The following is a 16,879-nucleotide window of genomic DNA, read 5'->3' as shown; positions in this document are numbered from 1 at the left end:
GTGAGCACGTGACCGCCACCGTCGAGCGTGTACCCGTCCGGAATCCACACCGTCTGCGCCGTGGTGCAGTCCGCCGTCAACGTCACCGTCGAGGCTCCCAACACCGCCGGACACGGCGCATGCTCGTCACACCACAGGTCTTCCCACTCCACCACCAGGACTCGCGTCACACTCAACCCGGAGGCATTCGTGACGGTCAGCGTGATGGTGGGCGTCACATCCCTCGGGGCGCAGGACAGCATCACCCAGTCCGCCGAGCCCGTTCCGGCCCCTCGCACCATGTTCCCCAGGAGCCCCGTGTTCGCCGTCCACGCGAAGGTCAGCGGCTCCCCCTGCGGGTCCGTCGCGGACGCGGACAGCCGCACCAACTGCCCCGCGAAGGCGTCCTCCGAGGACTGCGTCACCTCCGTGAGCGTCGGCGGCTGGGGGTTCGTCACGCACAGATTCAACGAGCGCACCTGCGAGGCCCTCGTCGCGTTGTCGGAAATCCTCACGCTCAACTGGCAATTGTCACACGCGACCTGGGGCGCCTCCATCGGCGTGAAGCGCGTCGTCGGTGAGGTCGCGTCCTCGAACTCGCCCTCGCAGGTGGACGTCCACGCGTAGGAGAGCAGGTCCCCATCGTCATCCACCGCCGTCACCTCCAGCTCCACCGGCGTGCCCACTCGCACCTGGGAGCCCGGCCGGGCGCCCAGCTCCGTCACCACCGGGTCGCGCTCCAGCGAGGCCTCGTGCGCAGCTCCCCACCCACCCCCGAGCGCCACGTCCACGGAGAACCGCAGCGTGGACACCGCCCCCTGCGCCCCCATGACCTTCAAGGTCAACGCATCCGGCCCGCGGCGCAGCGGCGCCGTCCACTCCGCATCCGAGACACCCTTGTCGGCGAACTGTCCCTCCACCGCCTCCCACGCATACGTCAGCGTCTCCGAGGGCTCCGCGCCCCGCGCCACCACCCGGAACCGGATGGACTCTCCCGGAGACACCGCGGCGCGTGAGCCCACCACCGCATCGATGATGGGCGCCGTGCTCCCCAACGAGGGATTCACCCGATGGGGAACCAGCACGAGCAGCGCGGGACGGTGCTTCTCCAGCTCCACGTCCGCCACGCTCACCTCTCCCACCACCCCGTCCGCGGCGTCCAGCACCCGCGCCCTCACCGTGCCCACGCGGCCCGGGGGCAGGCTCCTCATCAGTCCGCCCCAGGAGTCACCCGCGCCCTCGAGGACCGTCGAGACCGGCTCGCCCTGCGTCGGCGTCACCGTCACCTCCACCTTCGCCACCTGGTCCAATGGCAGCGAGCGCGGCAACACCGTCACCACGCGCAGCGAGCCCGTGGCCTCCGGGCTCACCCCCAAGGGCTCCTCGAGATGGCACCCCACGGACAGCACCAGCGCGCCAGCGAGCAGGGCCAGGCGCATCGAGTTCGCTCGGTTCATGGTGACGTCCTCTCAGCGATGTCGGGTGCCACACGATATCGACAAGCACGCGGCCTCCCAAGCAACCGGCCACGCTCCCCGCCAGGACCGCCTGCCCGGCTCCTGCCCCACACCTCCCCACGAGGCAGGTCCTCGTCAGGCCGATGACACACACATCCCATGGGGAGCGTCCTCCCAGCGTCCATCCATGGGTGCTGGGAGGAAGGTGCGACAGGTGATGCGCCGGGCGCGGGCCCTCGCGCTTCAGACCTTGCCGCCGATGAAGCCACCGCCGAACGGAGACGGGCCCCGCTGACGCAAGGCCTCGCGCTCGGCCTTCAGCGCGGCGAGCGCCTCGTCTCGCGTCAGGTAGTGGTTCACCGCCGCGCCGTTGATGGCGCCGCTGGTGAGCACGAACATGCGCGTCATCTCGTCACCACCGAAGCGGTACGAGCGGTGTGTGTAGCGCTCGAGCACTTCGCGGCGCTCCTTGCCGAAGACCCGGCCCGCGGTGAACTTCACCACCAACCCATCCAGGTTGATGAGCAGGTCCACCTTGCCCGAGCCCGCGTAGCGCGCGAGGTGCACCTCCACCTCACGCCGCCATCGCAGGACATCCTCCTCATTCACCAGGACGCAGTCCGTGAAGTTCGCCGTCACGACATCGTTCGGCGCGTCGTAGTCGAAGGACATGCTCCAGGCCATCGTGATACCTCCCTCGAAGCCGGAATCAGGCGGGCGCGGAGCCGGCCAGGAAGGCGGACAACACCGCCGCGGTCTCCTGGGGGTGCTCCACGTGCGGATAGTGACCCGGGCCCGGAATGTGGGCCATGCGCGCGCGCCGGATGGGCGCCACCACGGCCTCCCTCAAGAAGGCCGGCGGCAGGAAGGCGTCATCCGTGGACACCACCAACGTCGGCGCCGCGATGCGCGCCAGCCGCTCCTGGATGCCACCCTTCGTCCACGCATCGAAGGCGCCCTCAATCGACGCCGCGCTCACCGCGCCCGCGTCCTTCAACAAGACCTCCAACTGCTCCGGCAGCAGCTTCTTGCACGCGAGCCCCAGGATGGTCTTCTGCTTCTCGCGGTCTCCCGCCGACGTGCGGAACAGCCCCGCCGCGTCCGGAGGCAGCGGCAACCCCGACGCCGGCACCGTGTTGAGCAGCAGCAGCGCGTCCACCCGCGCGGGGACCTCCGACGCGACCCACTGCGCCAGCTGCCCACCCATGCTGTGCCCCACCACCGTGAAGCGCTCCGCACCCACCGCGTCCACCACCGTCAGCACATCCCTCGCCAGGCCCTCCAGCGTGTAGCCGCCGGCCGCCTTGCCCGACTGCCCCGTGCCTCGCGCGTCCGGAATCACCAGCCGCAACCCCGTCAGGTCCAGCCGCTCCACCAGCCCGTCCCACACCGCACCCGACACCATCCACCCGTGCACCAACACCACCGTGCGCGGCCCGTCACCGATGACTCGGTAGTGAAGTGAAGTCCCGTCAGTTGCGGAAATCGTGGGCATGTCGTCTCTCCGGACGAAAAGGATAAAGCGGCATTGAATTAATGTACGGGAGCGAAAGCAAGTCAGGACACCCGGGAGCGGCTCAAGATTCCCATGTAGGCATTCGCCGCCGGTACGTGTGAGGTTGGCTCGTGGAGTGATAACGAGAGGGGATGCTCCACACCACGGCCGGGCGAACGGTGCACTGCGAGGACGCGCTCACGTGGCTCGCGGCGCAACCCATCCTGACGGGCTGCTCGGCGGTGGCCTCGCTACCGGATGCGTCCGAGTTCCCCACGCTGTCCCTCACCGAGTGGAAGGCGTGGTTCATCCGCGCGGCCGCGCTCGTCATGTCGCGCGTGCCCGATGACGGCGTGGCCATCTTCTACCAGACCGATGTGAAGGACGAGGGGCTCTGGGTCGACAAGGGTTACCTCGTCTCGCGCGCCGCCGAGGAGTCGGGACTGGGGCTGCTCTGGCACAAGGTCGTCTGCCGCCGCGCCCCCGGCACCGTGACCTTCGGTCGGCCCGCGTACTCCCACATGCTGTGCTTCTCTCGCGGCATCCGCGTCGACCTGGGGAAGTCCACCGCCGATGTGCTCCCCGACGCGGGCGAGGTCACGTGGACCCGCGGCATGGGCGTGGAGGCGTGTCAGCTCGCGTGCCGCTTCATCCTCGAGCACACCCCCACGCGCACCGTCGTGGACCCCTTCTGTGGCCATGGCACCGCGCTCGCCGTGGCCAACGCGATGGGCCTCGAGGCCATCGGCGTGGAGCTCAGTCGCAAGCGCGCGCGCAAGGCTCGGAACCTGCGCGCGCGGTGGCACGAGCAGAAGCTCGTGCTCACCCAGGACGACGCGGCGGCTCAGGCCTCGGATTCGGAGTAGGTCCGAGGTGCGCCAGTGGCGCTCAGGGCCACGGGCAGGGCGGACAGCTCGCTCGCCACCACGGACTCCAGCTCCTCGATGAAGGCCCCGAACAACCGCTCCTCCAGCGCCAGCGCGTCGTCCAGTGACGCGCCCACCGCGGAGAGCTTGGCCACGCACGCGTCCTCGATGGTGCGCCGGTGGCCCTGCTCCTCCGTGACGACGCGCCCCAGTTCCTCCTTCACGCTCGGGCTGCGCGTGGCCGCCTTGTAGAGCGGATAGAGCACCATCGCGCGACGCTCGATGGCCGTCGTCGTGAGCAGGTAGTGCAGGTACACGTCCGGCGCGCCCGTGTACGACGTGGCCCACTTCGCCAGCTCGTGGTCCAGCGCCTGGAAATAGCGGCCCGCGCCCTCAGGGCACAGGAACGTGGTGATTTCGGTCCCCGCCAGCTCGACGGACAGGCGCTTGAACGCGAAGGCGTGGCGCGTCTCGTCCGCCAGGTGCTCGAGCACGCTCAACGCCGGATGCCGGTCCGCCACCGTGCGCGAAATCTTCCTCGCGCCGATGAACTCCATCAGGGACAGGGTGTGCAGCCAGCGAGCCTCGAGCTCGGACGACTGGGCCAACTGGCGAAGCACCGCCTGGATTCGGTCACGCATGCCGCGCCCTCTAGCGCGTGCACGCTCCGCGCGCGAGCACCAACACACTCGCCCCTCCGCTTCGACTCAGGCCACGGGCGCTTGCGTGCCCCAGAGCTCCTCCGCCACCGTGCGCACCTGGGCATGGTTCACCGGAGAGGCGCCCTCGATGAAACGGAAGAGCTCCATCGCCACCGTGTGCGGCGCGTCCCACATCACGAAGTGCCCCGCGTCCGGCACCTGCATCCACCGCGCACCCGGGATGTCCCAGACCAGGCGCTCGCCGTACTTCGCGGGCAGCAATCCATCCTCCGCGCCCCACATCACCAGCGTCGGCACCGCGAGCTGGCCCAGCTTCGGCGCCAGCTCCTGGGTCTGGTTCGTGTTCAGCGCCACCGCGTTGCGCGACAGCGAGACCCAGCCGACCTCCGTCGTGTAGGGCGCGAGCAGTCCCTCCAGCAGCTCCGCTGACTGCGCCTTCACGAAGCCCTTCTTCTTCAGCCCCAATCGCAGCAGCTTCGTCATCCGCTCGGGTGACAGCTTCCTCGCCATCCCCGGCGTGCCGAGCTGCGACATCAGGGCGAGCGGCCACGCGTCGTAACAGACGCTGTCCATCAAACACAGCCGACTCACGCGCCGCGGGTAGCGCACCGCGAGCTGCTGCGCCACGCCGCCTCCCACGTCGTGCCCCACCACCGCCGCGTCCACCACGCCCAGGCGCTCCATCCAGGCCTCCAGCACCTCCGCCTGTCGCGTCACCGAGCGGTCGAACCTGTCTCTCCGGTCGGAGAAGCCGTACCCCAACAGGTCCGGAACCAGCACCCGGTGCGACGCGGCCAGCGCTCGCGCCAGCCCGCTCCACAGATAGCTCCACGTCGGGATGCCGTGCAGCAACACCACCGGCGGCCCCTTGCCCCAGTCCACGTAGCTCACGAAGTGGCCACCCGACTCCATCACCTCTTGCCGCCCCTGCCACTCGCGCCAGTTCATCGCTGCTCCCCCGTCGCCATCGGCTCCGTCATGCACCTCGTCGCGGCTTGCGCCATCCAGAGGCACGACCATCCCTTCCTCGCACCACGACAGCCCATCGCGGTGCTTCCGCCACCACCGGGTCCGTCACTCGCCGCGTCACCAGGCGGCGCGGCCAGTGCCCCTGCCATCACCGCGTCTCCTGAAGGCAGGGGTGGACCCTCGCCGCGGCACCGCGCGTGTCAGCAAGAGACGCCACCTCCGCCGCGCACCGCGCAGGTTCATCGCAGCTCCTCCGCCGCGACCCAGTCCGGCACCAGCCTCGCGGCGCCCGGCATCGGCTGGCGCAGCATGTCCGGCACGTCCTGCACCAGCTGCGAGAGGTTCAGCAGCAACACCGTGCCTCGTCGCTCCAGCGCCTCCGTCACCTTCAGCACCGCGTCCGCGTCCTCGCCCAGCGCCATCACCCGCTGGCGGCTCAGCGTCACCACGTACGGCAGCTCTCGCGCTCGCCGCCTCGCGGACTCACGCAGCACCTCCGCCGCCTGCTGGTACGACGCGTCCCCGATTCGAGGCTTCAGCCGACGCCACGCCGCTTCCAGGTATCCCGGCCAGCACGCCAGCGCCCGGTACTCCCCCGGCACCCCCGGCGGGCCCACCGTCTTCACGATGTCCGCGAACACCGCCTTCACTCCCGGCTCCGTCGGCTTCTCCGCCACCCACTCCATCGCCGCCATCCGCGAGGGCGCGCCCCGCTCCAGCCGCTCACCGACTCCCGGCGACTCCCCGCGCCCCACCCGCTGCCCCTCCAACGCGAGCCGCACCGCCGCCACCATCAACGTCACCCTCGGCAGCATCGTCTCGTAGAGCTCCAGCACGCCGCGCACGTGGAAGCGCTGGCTCGGCCCCAGCTTCGCCGCCTCCCACGCCCCCAGCTCGTCCCACGCCACCGTCGTGTCGAGCGTCTGCTGCCACAGCTCCAACGCCGACTCCTCGAAGGCCCGCGTCTCCACGTTCGGCCCCATCGCCTCCCACATCGCCACGAAGAAGCGCGGCCAGGCCGCCCACGTCCGCAACGACACGTCCACCCCCGTCACCCGCATCGTCCTGCGCAGCTCGTGGTAGACGCGCTCGACGTCGCCCCGCGCCTCCTGCTCGCTCACCTGCTTCACCCTGGCCATGACGACACCCCCCGCCGGCAACGGTGCGGATGGCTCGACGCCCAGCACACCTCCACCCCACGCCCGGCCGCCCGGATGTCCCCGCTCCCCAGGCCCACCCACCCGTCCTCCCCTCGTCACACCGCCGCCCCTCGGGGTGGGGCCCTCGCGGACTACAGAACACTCCCGACGGGCCTCGTTTGACCCCTCGGCGACGGCTCGCTTTGCTGCCTGTCGCGCGACGCCGGATGGCCGCGCGCCTGACTGGTTCGCGGGGGGCAACCAGCATGAGGTCTCGACAGCCGTCGACGCGCACCACCGGAGACCCGTGCGTCTCCATGCCTTCGCGCGACCTCATCGAAACAGCCCCCACGTGCGCCTCCGCCCCGCTTCCCGCGGCGACGGATGCGAGGCCCCGTGCTCCTTCGCGTGCACCGGGCCCAGGCGGACGCCCCACCCGCGGCGCCTTCCGCCCCAGTCCCACCATCGCAGCGAGGACGCCACCACGCGCCCGGGGGAGAGCGACATGCAGGCAGACCACGACACCTGGGCACCACGGCGCGTCGACGTGCCGCTCGCCAGCGCGGTGAACGACTACCTGCTGCGCATCCAACAGCTCGGCGCCGTGGAAGGACCCGGCGGCGCGGTGGGGCTCAACCCCGCGCTCGAGCCCGTCCTCGAGGCGCTGCATCACCTGCTCGCCGGCGGCGAGGTGGAGGTGCGCGTCACGCGCCGCGGACACGCCTCGCTCGTCCACGAGCTGCGCCAGCGCGTCGAGGACGCCACGCGCGAGGTCAACCTGCTCCAGCGAGTGGCGGGCTCGTCCCTGACCACCACCGTATGAGCCCTCGCCCCACCGGTGGCGCCGTCACGGCCGCCTTCCGCCGCTGGACGCTCGCCCAGGACCCTCGCGAGGTGCTGGCCGCCGCCGGCGTGGGCCCCTGGTGGGTGCTCACCACCGTGGTGCTCGCCGTGCTCGCCGTCGTCGCGTGGGCCCCCGGCGCCCAGCGCACCTTCGGCATCCCCTTCGCGCAGGGCCTCCTGTGCGCCGCCCCCATGCTCGTCAGCGGCCTGCTCTTCTCCGCCGTCCACCGCCGACGCAGCCACCTCGAGACGTGGGGTTGGGTGTGGCTGGTGCTCGGCGTGACGAGCCTGCACTTCTTCCTCGCCGCGCTGATGGCCATGTCGGAGCTGCAGGGCGCCACCGTCATCGCCTCGCTCTTCCTCTTCACCACCGCGTTCCACGGCCGGCTCCACCGCGTGACGCCCCGACAGCCCTTCCTCGCGCTGGGCACCACCGTGGCCCTGCTCGCGGCCCTGCCCCTGCGCGACAGCGACGAGCACCTGGGCCTGTTCGGCGTCATCGGCCCCGCCGCCCTCACCGCGGAGCTGTACCTGGGCACCTTCGCCGTGCAGCACGACCGCGCCCGCGCGGAGGCCGAGCGTCTGCGCGCCGCCGTGCAGGCCCAGCTCCTGGAGCAACAGGAGCAGGACGTGGGCCGGCTGTCGCGCGCGCTGGGGGAAATCCTCGGTCACCACCACGAGCTCGACAGCGCCCTCATGTCCGCGGCCACCGCGGCGGACATGCTGTCGTTCATGGGCACCCAGCGCGGCGGCCACGGCCGCGCCGACCATGAGGACCTGCTCAGGACCCTCAACGAGAGCCTCCGCCAGATTCGGGAGATGGTCGCGGAGATTCGCGCCAAGGGCCGGCGCTACGTCGGCTCGGAGCCGGAGCCGGTGGAGCTGCCTGCGCTGCTCGAGGGCGTGCGCGCCAGCGTGGGGCTGCGCTTCCCCGACGTGGACATCCAGCTGTCGGTGGAGCCCGGCCAGCCCCTGCGCGCGATGATGCGCGGCGGCGCCACGACGCTCCGCCGCGTGGTGGAGAACCTGGTGCTCAACGCGTGTGAAGGCGACGGCAAGCGCGGCGCCAGCCGGGTGAGCATCCAGGCCCGCGTGGAGCCGCTCAGCGGACGGCTGGAGGTCGTCATCGCCGACGACGGGCCGGGCTTCCCCAGCGCGCTGCTCGATGTGCCCGCCGAGCAGCTCTACACGTCCAAGCCCGAGGGCACCGGCCTGGGCCTGTACACCAGCGAGTGCCTGCTGCGCGCCAGCGGCGGGACGCTGCACCGACGCAATGCCCCCGACGGCGGAGCCCTGCTGCGCCTGTTCCTACCCAGGGAGTACCGATGAGCGGAGGAGCCCTGTACCAGGAGGCCCTGCGGGTGCTGCGGCGGCTGGAGCTGCCCGACGCGTCGGAGCGCGATGTGCTCGCCGCGCTCGAGGCCGCGCAGCCCGGTCCCCTCCCCCTGTTCTACGAGGCCGGCGCCGAGGCGGGCCTGGAGCGCTCCATGCTCACCGCGCGCGGCGTGGGCCTGTTCCTCAGCTTCTGCGCGGGCAACCTCGCCGATGACCTCATCGACGGCGACTGCACCTACTACGACGAGCCGCTGCGCGTGGGCCCCTGCGCGCAGTTCCTCCTGCAGAACCTGGCGTGGGCCACGCTCGCCGAGCCCCATGCCGGCGTGCCCGTGAATGCACTGGAGGAGGGCGCGCGGATGCTGGCCCTCGCCGCGGGACCCCAGGCGCTCGAGGTGCGCGCGCGGGAGTGGACGGCGCCGCTGTTCCGCCGCGTGGCGGAGGGCATCGCGGGAAGGCAGTGGGCCGCGTACCTGCGCGTGCTGTGGGCGGGCACTCGCTTGGAGGAGCGCGCGGTGCAGGTGGGGCTCGCGCTGGGCGTGGCGGCGCATGTCGCCGAGGACATCCGCTCCAAGGACACGCGCTTCACCTCCATGCCCGTGGAGGACCGGCTCACGGTGGTGACGTGGGCACGACAGGCCGCCGAGTCGCTGCGCGCCCAGGACCTGCGCTGCCTGGACGCGGCGCTGCGACGCATCGAACCCATTCTTCCGGAGGTGGAGCCATGAGGGTCGAACCCCCACGGTCCGAAGCCCGCCACGACGCCGTGGCCGCCTACTACGAAGAGAAGACCGAGCGAATCCTCCGCCGCTATGGCCCCGGTCCGCGCGTGCACTTCCACGTGGGCCTGGTGGATGACGTGCCCCCACCCGGCGAGCCCGAGCCGCTGGTGCGCGAGCGCGTGCATGCGTCCCAGGAGGCGCTGCTCGCGGAGCTGGCGCGCGCGGTGGGGCGCTTCCCCGACGGCGGCGACGTGCTGGACGTGGGCTGCGGCCTGGGCGGCGGCGCGCTGTACTGGGCCTCCGCGCATCGGGCGTGGGTGACGGCGGTGACGAACGTGCCCTCGCACGTGGAGCTGGTGCGCACGTTCGCCGAAATCGAGGGCGTGGGCGCGCGGGTGAAGCCGATGCACTGTGACGCGCTGGCGGTGCCGGGGCGCGCGTGTTTCGACGCGGTGGTGGCGGTGGAGAGCAGCAGCTACCTGCCTCGCGCGGAGTGGTTCCGCCGGGTGCGCGCGCTCTTGCGTCCCGGCGGCGTGCTGGCCATCGCGGACTGCTTCCTGGGGCGACCGGAGCTGGCCGCGCCGTTCGACCGGTACTGGCGCACGCGCATCGGAGCCATGGATGAGTACCTGTCCGCCGCGCACGCGGCCGGGCTGGAGCTGGAGGTGCGCGACGACGTGTCCGGGCGCGCGGTGGGGTTCTGGTCGCTCACGCTGGAGCTGCTCGCGCATGAGCGCTACTCGACACCGGGACAGCCGCCCTCGCGCGTGCTCGCCCGGAGCGAGTCGCGCCGCGAGCACCTGCGGCTCCAGCAGGCGTTGATGGATGGCGGACTCGAGTACGGCCTGCTCGTGCTGCGTCGCGAGGACTGAGCAACGGTTCTCGCGACGTGGAGACACCCCAGGCGGCCTCCGGGTCCGGGGCGGTCGTGGGGCCGAGCGTCCGCGTCCATCGTGCGCCCCGCCAGGTGCGCCCCCAGCCTTGGGCGAGCCTGAAAGGAGGCACGAAATGAAGACCTTCACGCGATGGATGACGGTGGTGGCGGTGGCGGCGACGCTGATGGCGACGGGCTGCCGGGAACGCAGCCGTGAGGACAACTCGGGAGCCATGGGCGGCTCGGGTCGCAACCGGGATGCCCTGCAGCACCAGGAGGGCACCGGCGGCAGCGGCAACTACGGCAACGGCCAGCAGATGCAGGGCACCGACGCGGGCAGCGGCCAGATGCGGTAGCGCCTTCCGCGCAAGAGGGCTCCGGCTGCTATCCTGACGCCGCGACGTCGGTCAGCCGGAGTCTTCATGCGCGGGTGGATTGTGGGGGCGTGCATCGCGGTCTTGTTGGTGCTCCTCGCCTGGGGCCGGTGGCGCGCCGAGGAGTCCTCTCCCACGCGTGAGCGCGCCTCCGCGTCGCGCACCCGCTCCGAGCGCGCCAGGCGGGTTCGGACGTCCCCGCCCCTGCCGCCCTCGAGCGCGGGCCTGTCCATCCGCGGCACCGTGGTGGACCGGCTCGGTCGTCCCGTGTCGGGCGCTCGCGTCTCCGCGTCGTGGCCCGAGGACGGGCAGACGCTGTCCACGCTGCCGTGCCCCTGGGAGGGTGGCGCCCACCCGGAGCTCCTCGTGGAGACCACGCGCCAGGACAACGTCACGGACTGTCTGCCGAGGACCCGGGACACCGTCCTCTCGCTGCTCCTGGCGCGCGAGGGCGAGTCCTCCGTCCATGCGGAGACCGTCTCCGCCGAGGACGGCACCTTCGTGTTGGAGGGACTGCCCGCGGGACCGCAGACGCTGCTCGCGCTCTCCGAGCAGGGCGCGGCCTCGCGACCCGGCGTGCCCGCAGGGAGCGAGGACGTGGAGCTGTTGGTCGAGCATCGCCCGCGGGTGTCAGGGCAGGTGGTGGACGAGGACGGCGCGCCCCTGGCCGAGGTCTCCATCCTGGTGGTGAGCCACCAGCACACGCGCTTCTTCGATACGAGCACCGATGCGCAGGGACGCTTCGAGTTGGGACCGCTCCCCGCGGACAGCCACGTCGTGCTCGCGACGAAGGAGGGCTGGCCTCCCGTGCTCGCCGACCAGCTCTATCTGGACAAGCACCTGGAGATTCGGATGTCGCGGCCACGCGCGCTCACCGGTCGGGTGCTGTCCTCGGGCGCCCCCGCGAAGGACGTGGAGGTGGTCGCGGTCCGTGAGCAGGGGGACCGTCCACAGAAGCTTCGCACGGACCCGGAGGGGCGCTTCGCGTTCGAGCTGGACCCGGGCGTGTATGTGCTCACCGCGGAGAGGGACGGACGCCATGCGCTCGCGCGCGTGACGGTGGAGAAGACGCCTCCTGCCGAGGTGGTGTTGAACCTGGGAGAGGCCTTCCATGTCGAGGGCTCGGTCTTCGGCGCGACTCAACGCGAACCGGTGGCAGGGGCTGTCGTGACAGCGACCTCCCAGCTGCTTCCCCATCGCGAGCTGAAGGCCACCACGGGCACCGATGGACGCTATCGACTGGGTCCCGTGGAGCCGGGCCCGTGGGACTTTCTCGTCGAGGCTCGCGGATACATCGACCTGCCCCATGGACAGGAGCTCAAGCTGACTCCGGGTTCGAGCCGTCATGACTTCACGCTGGAGCGCGCCGCCTCCATCTCCGGACGCGTGGTGGACGAAGCGGGCCATCCCATCGCGGGCATCCACTTGAACCTGGAGCAGGCCGGGCTCGAGGACCCGGTGGACTACGTGACGCAGGAGACCGCGCTCACCGACCCAGACGGTGCGTTCGTGTTGGATGCATCGGCCCCCGGTGAGTACGAGCTCATCCCGCAGACCTATCGCTTCGTCACCCAGCGATTGAAGATGACGGCTCCCGCTCGGGATGTGCTCGTCACGTTGCGCGCCGGTGGCGAAGTGGAGGGGACGCTGTCCGATGCCCGGGGCCTGCCGCTCTCCGGGTTCACCGTGTACGTCGCTCCGCTGGAGACCGAAGAGCCGGGTGAGATACTGACCGCGCGGGGCCTGACGTCCGAGGGACGCTTCTCGCGCAAGGGCGTTCCTCCGGGGCGCTATCGCATCGTGGCCCAGCAGGTGACGGACGGCGTGAACCAGGAGGTCTCCACCGAGGTGGAGGTCCGTCAGGGCGAGGTGACGAAGGTGGACCTGCGGCTCGCCGAGCAGCGCAACCTGGAGGGCATCGTCGTCGATGGCGCGGGGGCTCCCATCCGCAGGGCCTTCGTCCGGGCCCACTCGCTCGCGCCGAACCCCCAGGGCGGCCTGGTGCTCGTCCATCCGCGCCATCGCCATGGGCCACCGAACGGGGTCGAGACCGACGCGGACGGACGCTTCCTGATTCGAGGGATGGGGCCGGAGAAGCACTCGCTCACCGCCCTGCACCTGGCCTACGCGCTGAGCCCGGAGCAATCCACGGGGGTGCTCCTCGAGGACGGCCTGGTCGTCGCCCCTGCCGACGTGAAGCAGGTGCGGCTGGTGATGAAGCGACATGCCCACGTACGGGGACGCGTCGTCGGGCCGGAGGGCGCACCCGTCACCGAGTTCAACGTCGATTCCATTCGGGTGACGTCCGAGGATGGCACCTTCTCGGTGCCCAATCGTGAGGGTCCCGGTATCACCACCTTCGCCTTCGAGGCGGAGGGCTTGCTCTCGGTGCTGCGCGACGTGAAGGGCGGCTTGGACGGGCCGGATGTCGACCTGGGGGAGATTCGGCTGGGGGCGGGACGGAGGCTGCGGGGCGTGGTGGTCGATGCACGGACGGGAGCGCCCCTGCCTCGCGCCAACGTGCAGGTGCACGTCAACGAGCGGACCGCCATCCACAGCCTGACGGACGAAGCGGGGCGCTTCGCGCTGGGGCCCGTCACCACGGGGACGCTCACGCTCCTCGTGAGCCAGCGCGGAAACTACCGCGAGGAGCGCGTGACGGTGGAGGCCTCGCAGCAGGAGGTGACGGTGCGGCTGCAGCCCGGCGCGCGCCTGCTCACGAAGGCGGTGGACCTCCGAGGTGCGCCGCTCGACGGAACCGTCACCGTCCAGGGGCCCGAGGGATTTTCGGACTGGGCGACCCTGGACAAGGGCCGCATGGAGATGGGAGGGCTCACGCCGGGTCGCTACCTGCTGAAGGCGGAAGGGGCGCGCAAGAAGGACAGCGCCCTCAACTACCTGCCGCAAGCCGTGGAGGTCCCCGACAGTGGGGAGGTGTCCGTGCTCCTCCAACCCGTGACCGGGGGCTCCACGCTGACGGTCCGCGTCGCCTTCCACGAGAACACGTACCTGCGATTGGTCCACGGCACCCCGCCGCTGCCCGAGCGTCCCGAGGACCTCCAGCGGTGGATGAGCCTGGGACAGGAAGGGCAGCTTGGAGGGGACGACACGGAGCACGTCTTCACCTTCACCCATGTGCCCACGGGGAAGACGACCCTCTTCCTCATGGGGCCCGAGGACGACCGGTACCACGCGGAGGTGCTGGACGTTCCCGCGAGCGGCACGATGTCTCACTCGGTGCGGCCCGTCTGGCGGACGTTCGGGGTCGCCGCGAGCCAGCCGTGAGGAAGTTATGAAGATGTCGTGAGGAAGTCGCGGGGGCACCGGTCGTAATCCTGACGCCTGGACGTCGGACCACCGGAGCCCGTCATGCGTGGATGGATTGTGGGAGGCATCACCGCCGGGGTGCTCGTGCTCCTCGCTGGGGTGCTGTGGGGGGAGGACGCGCCGTCGGAGACTCGGCGGGAAGAGGTGGCGCAGCGGAGCGAGACCTCTTTCGAGGGCCTTGCTCGCAGGTCTCCGCCCCTGCCTCGTCCGCGCACCCGCCTGGCCATCCGAGGCACCGTGGTGGATGGACTGGGCAGGCCCGTGGCGGGGGCTCGCGTCTCCGCGTCATGGCCCGAGCAAGGTGAGACGCTGTCGACGATTCCGTGTCCTCCAGGGGATGTCCCGTCGTGGGCGCGCCTGGACGAGGAGCCCACTTCCCCCTGGCTCCTCGATGAGTGTCTGCCTCGGACCGAGGACACGTTGGTGTCCTTGCTGCTCGCGCGCCTGGGTGAGGCCCCCGTTCATGCCGAGACGCGCTCCGCCGAGGACGGCTCCTACGTCCTGGAGGACCTTCCCGAGGGGCACCAGGCCTTGCTCGCGCTCTCCGAGCACGGCGCGGTGTCTCGCACGGGCGTCTCCGCGGGGAGCCAGGACGTGGAGCTGATGCTGGAACCACCGACCTTCATCCAGGGGCAGGTCCTGGGAGAGGGCGATGCGCCCCTGGCAGGAGTCTCCCTCACGGTGGTGAGCACTCGACACACGCGCTTCTTCGACGCACGCACGGATGTCCGGGGTGAGTTCAAGCTCGGGCCGATTCCACACGACACCTATCTCCTGCTCGCCTCGAAAGAGGGCTGGCGTCCCACGCTCCAGCACATACGAGCCCCAGCGGATCCGCTGGAGGTGCGGCTGCACCGTTCACACAGGCTCTCCGGATGGGTGGTGTCCGGCGACGTCTCCGTGGAGGGGGTGGAGGTCCTCGCCGTCCCGACGGAGGCGTCGACCTCCGAGCCACGGCCCTTCCGGGTGACCACGGATTCAGGTGGATACTTCGAACTCGAGGTGAGCGCGGGTCCGTACCTCGTCACCGCGGAGCGTGAGGGGCGGTCCGCGCTCACGCGCGTCACCGTGGACACGACACGCCCATCCGAGGTGGTGCTGAAACTGGGCAATGCGCTCCAGGTCGAGGGCTCGGTGCTCGCCGTCGGCTCGGAAGGCCCCGTGGCGGGTGCACGCGTGAGGTTGCAGTCACGGGAGCTGCGATGGAGGACCCTGGAGACCACGACGAACGAAGCGGGGCGCTATCGCGTGGGCCCCGTGGAGCCGGGGGAGTGGATGTTCAGCATCGATTCGCCGGGCCACATCGACATGATGGGTGTGGAGCGCATCTTGACCTCGGACCAGGGCACGCACGACTTCTTCCTGAGGCGCGCGACTTCCATCTCCGGTCATGTGGTGGACGCCGCAGGGCAGCCCGTGGGCGACGTGGCCTTGTACCTGAAGCGCTTGGATGACGCAGATCACGAGCCGCATGATGCGGGCCGCACGGCTCCGGATGGCTCGTTCGTGCTGGATGTCTCCTCCCCCGGAGAGTTCCAGGTCACCGCGCAAAGCCACCGCTTCCTCAAGACGAGCGTGACAGCCCGAGCTCCGATGACGGACCTCCGTATCACCTTGGACGCCGGAGGCGTGGTGGAGGGGACACTCACGGATTCTCGGGGGCTGCCGCTCTCGGGCTTCGCCGTCTCCGTCACCCCAGAGAATGGAGTCGGCGCCACCGCATCCCCGAGCACGCCGGAAACCAATACACAGGGCCAGTTCTCACTCGGGGGAATCCCCTCGGGGCGCTACCGCGTGCAAGCAGAGCAGGTCACGCACCGCGTGGAGCGCATGGTCTGGGCCCTCGTGGAAGTACACGAAGGCTCCATCTCGAAGGTGGACTTGCAGCTCCCCGCCGAGCACGCGTTGGAGGGGCGCATCGTCGACACGTCGGGCCGTCCCATCCAGGGGGCCTCCATCCAAGCCTGGGACAACGAAGCGGATGTCATCACCCGAGGGTACGGCGTCAGAGCGCCGTCCAGTGTCCTCTCCGATGCGAAGGGGAGCTTCGTGCTCCAGGGCCTCCGCGACACGGACCATCACGTGAACGTGGTCCTCGCGGGTCACGAACTGCTGCCGGAGCACTCCACGGGAAAAATCTCCAACCAGGGAGAAGTCCTCGTCGGTGCGGAGGTGAAGCACCTGCGACTGGTGATGAAACGATACGCGCATGTGCGAGGGCGGCTCGTGGGTCCCAACGGCGCACCCGTGCGCAAGTTCCAGGTCGACAACACGTGGGTGACCTCACCGGACGGCTCGTTCTGCGTACCAAAACCCGACGGGCCCCGCGAACGCCTCGTCTTCCATGCGGAGGGCATGCTCAAGGTCGTGCGAGTCGTACAGGGCGGACGAGAGGGCCCCGATGACGACCTGGGAGAGATTCGACTGGAAGCGGGCCGTGAGCTTCGAGGGGTGGTCCGCGATGCTCGCACGGGCGAGCCCTTGTCCTATGTCAGGGTGAGGCTCGACGGTGAGGGACTCAGCGATGGCATCGAGCACGAGCTGGGCCGCCAAGAAACCTCCAACTGGCAGGGAAGATTCACCCTGAGCAGCGTGCCCCTGCGTCCGCTCACACTCCGTTCGAGCGTGCCTGAGGGCACCCACCAGGAGCAGCGGACGCAGGTGGATTCATCCCAGCAGGAAGTCACGGTGTGGATGAGCGCCGTCACTGCGGAGCGCGACACCTCTCCGCGGGAAGAGGTTCCACAGGAAAGCGCCTCGCTGGACTCGCCCTGAGGCTCGTCACTCCTGACACGGTCCGTGGGGCTCCGGCTGCTATCCTGAGTCGACGTCAGCAG

Annotated in this window: 14 protein-coding genes (1 of these 14 running past the window's edge); 8 read left to right on the top strand and 6 right to left on the bottom strand. The window is 70.5% G+C overall.

Translation table 11 applies throughout. The annotated features are described in order from the left end of the window. The 3 genes from AC6JA9_RS00885 to AC6JA9_RS00875 form a co-directional block, all read right to left on the bottom strand. Positions 1-1,436, bottom strand: the 5' portion of a protein-coding gene (locus AC6JA9_RS00885) for a right-handed parallel beta-helix repeat-containing protein (protein WP_483579304.1). Its footprint begins 1,171 nt before the window's first position; 1,436 of the gene's 2,607 nt are visible here — the first part of the coding sequence; it begins with the start codon at positions 1,434-1,436; the stop codon falls past the left edge of the window. Between the two features lie 243 nt (positions 1,437-1,679). Then, positions 1,680-2,120 carry a hypothetical protein gene (locus AC6JA9_RS00880; protein WP_141332580.1) on the bottom strand — a complete coding sequence of 147 codons (441 nt, stop codon included), beginning with the start codon at positions 2,118-2,120 and terminating at the stop codon, positions 1,680-1,682. 25 nt (positions 2,121-2,145) lie between these two features. Further along, complete coding sequence (locus tag AC6JA9_RS00875; RefSeq protein WP_223749349.1) at positions 2,146-2,931, bottom strand: alpha/beta fold hydrolase; 786 nt, start codon at positions 2,929-2,931, stop codon at positions 2,146-2,148. A gap of 152 nt (positions 2,932-3,083) precedes the next feature. Between AC6JA9_RS00875 and AC6JA9_RS00870 the strand changes: the two genes are divergently transcribed. Next, positions 3,084-3,797 carry a DNA methyltransferase gene (locus AC6JA9_RS00870; RefSeq protein WP_223749350.1) on the top strand — a complete coding sequence of 238 codons (714 nt, stop codon included), beginning with the start codon at positions 3,084-3,086 and terminating at the stop codon, positions 3,795-3,797. Here the strand turns inward: AC6JA9_RS00870 and AC6JA9_RS00865 are convergent. The 3 genes from AC6JA9_RS00865 to AC6JA9_RS00855 all read right to left on the bottom strand — a co-directional run bounded on the left by AC6JA9_RS00865 (position 3,776) and on the right by AC6JA9_RS00855 (position 6,567). Next, a complete protein-coding gene (locus AC6JA9_RS00865) occupies positions 3,776-4,438 on the bottom strand; it encodes a hypothetical protein (protein WP_483579303.1) in 663 nt (220 codons plus the stop codon). The genes AC6JA9_RS00870 and AC6JA9_RS00865 overlap by 22 nt on opposite strands. 66 nt (positions 4,439-4,504) lie before the next feature. Continuing rightward, positions 4,505-5,407, bottom strand: a complete 903-nt coding sequence (locus AC6JA9_RS00860) for an alpha/beta fold hydrolase (RefSeq protein WP_223784299.1) — start codon at positions 5,405-5,407, stop codon at positions 4,505-4,507. Positions 5,408-5,667: 260 nt separating this feature from the next. After that, positions 5,668-6,567 carry a halocarboxylic acid dehydrogenase DehI family protein gene (locus tag AC6JA9_RS00855; RefSeq protein WP_223749353.1) on the bottom strand — a complete coding sequence of 300 codons (900 nt, stop codon included), beginning with the start codon at positions 6,565-6,567 and terminating at the stop codon, positions 5,668-5,670. Between the two features lie 505 nt (positions 6,568-7,072). On the opposite strand from AC6JA9_RS00855, the gene AC6JA9_RS00850 reads away from it, so the two are divergent. The 7 genes from AC6JA9_RS00850 to AC6JA9_RS00820 all read left to right on the top strand — a co-directional run bounded on the left by AC6JA9_RS00850 (position 7,073) and on the right by AC6JA9_RS00820 (position 16,817). Further along, on the top strand, positions 7,073-7,390 hold the full coding sequence (locus tag AC6JA9_RS00850) for a hypothetical protein (RefSeq protein ID WP_223784297.1): 318 nt from the start codon (positions 7,073-7,075) through the stop codon (positions 7,388-7,390). Then, positions 7,387-8,739, top strand: a complete 1,353-nt coding sequence (locus AC6JA9_RS00845) for a sensor histidine kinase (protein WP_223749355.1) — start codon at positions 7,387-7,389, stop codon at positions 8,737-8,739. Before AC6JA9_RS00850 ends, AC6JA9_RS00845 begins: the two co-directional genes overlap by 4 nt. After that, positions 8,736-9,473: a hypothetical protein gene (locus AC6JA9_RS00840; protein ID WP_223749356.1), complete on the top strand. Its 738-nt coding sequence runs from the start codon at positions 8,736-8,738 to the stop codon at positions 9,471-9,473. Before AC6JA9_RS00845 ends, AC6JA9_RS00840 begins: the two co-directional genes overlap by 4 nt. Beyond that, a complete protein-coding gene (locus tag AC6JA9_RS00835) occupies positions 9,470-10,339 on the top strand; it encodes an SAM-dependent methyltransferase (RefSeq protein ID WP_483579301.1) in 870 nt (289 codons plus the stop codon). The genes AC6JA9_RS00840 and AC6JA9_RS00835 overlap by 4 nt, the downstream gene beginning before the upstream one ends. A gap of 136 nt (positions 10,340-10,475) precedes the next feature. Further along, positions 10,476-10,697: a hypothetical protein gene (locus AC6JA9_RS00830; RefSeq protein ID WP_223749358.1), complete on the top strand. Its 222-nt coding sequence runs from the start codon at positions 10,476-10,478 to the stop codon at positions 10,695-10,697. A 66-nt stretch (positions 10,698-10,763) separates the two neighbouring features. After that, on the top strand, positions 10,764-14,000 hold the full coding sequence (locus tag AC6JA9_RS00825) for a carboxypeptidase regulatory-like domain-containing protein (RefSeq protein ID WP_497958945.1): 3,237 nt from the start codon (positions 10,764-10,766) through the stop codon (positions 13,998-14,000). A gap of 465 nt (positions 14,001-14,465) precedes the next feature. Beyond that, positions 14,466-16,817 (top strand): carboxypeptidase regulatory-like domain-containing protein, encoded by a 2,352-nt coding sequence (locus AC6JA9_RS00820; protein WP_497958944.1) that lies wholly within the window; start codon positions 14,466-14,468, stop codon positions 16,815-16,817. Positions 16,818-16,879: the final 62 nt, after the last annotated feature.

The organism is Myxococcus sp. MH1 (assembly GCF_059738865.1).
Note: the sequence above shows the minus strand (reverse complement) of the source record. Positions and strands in the feature narration are given on the sequence as shown.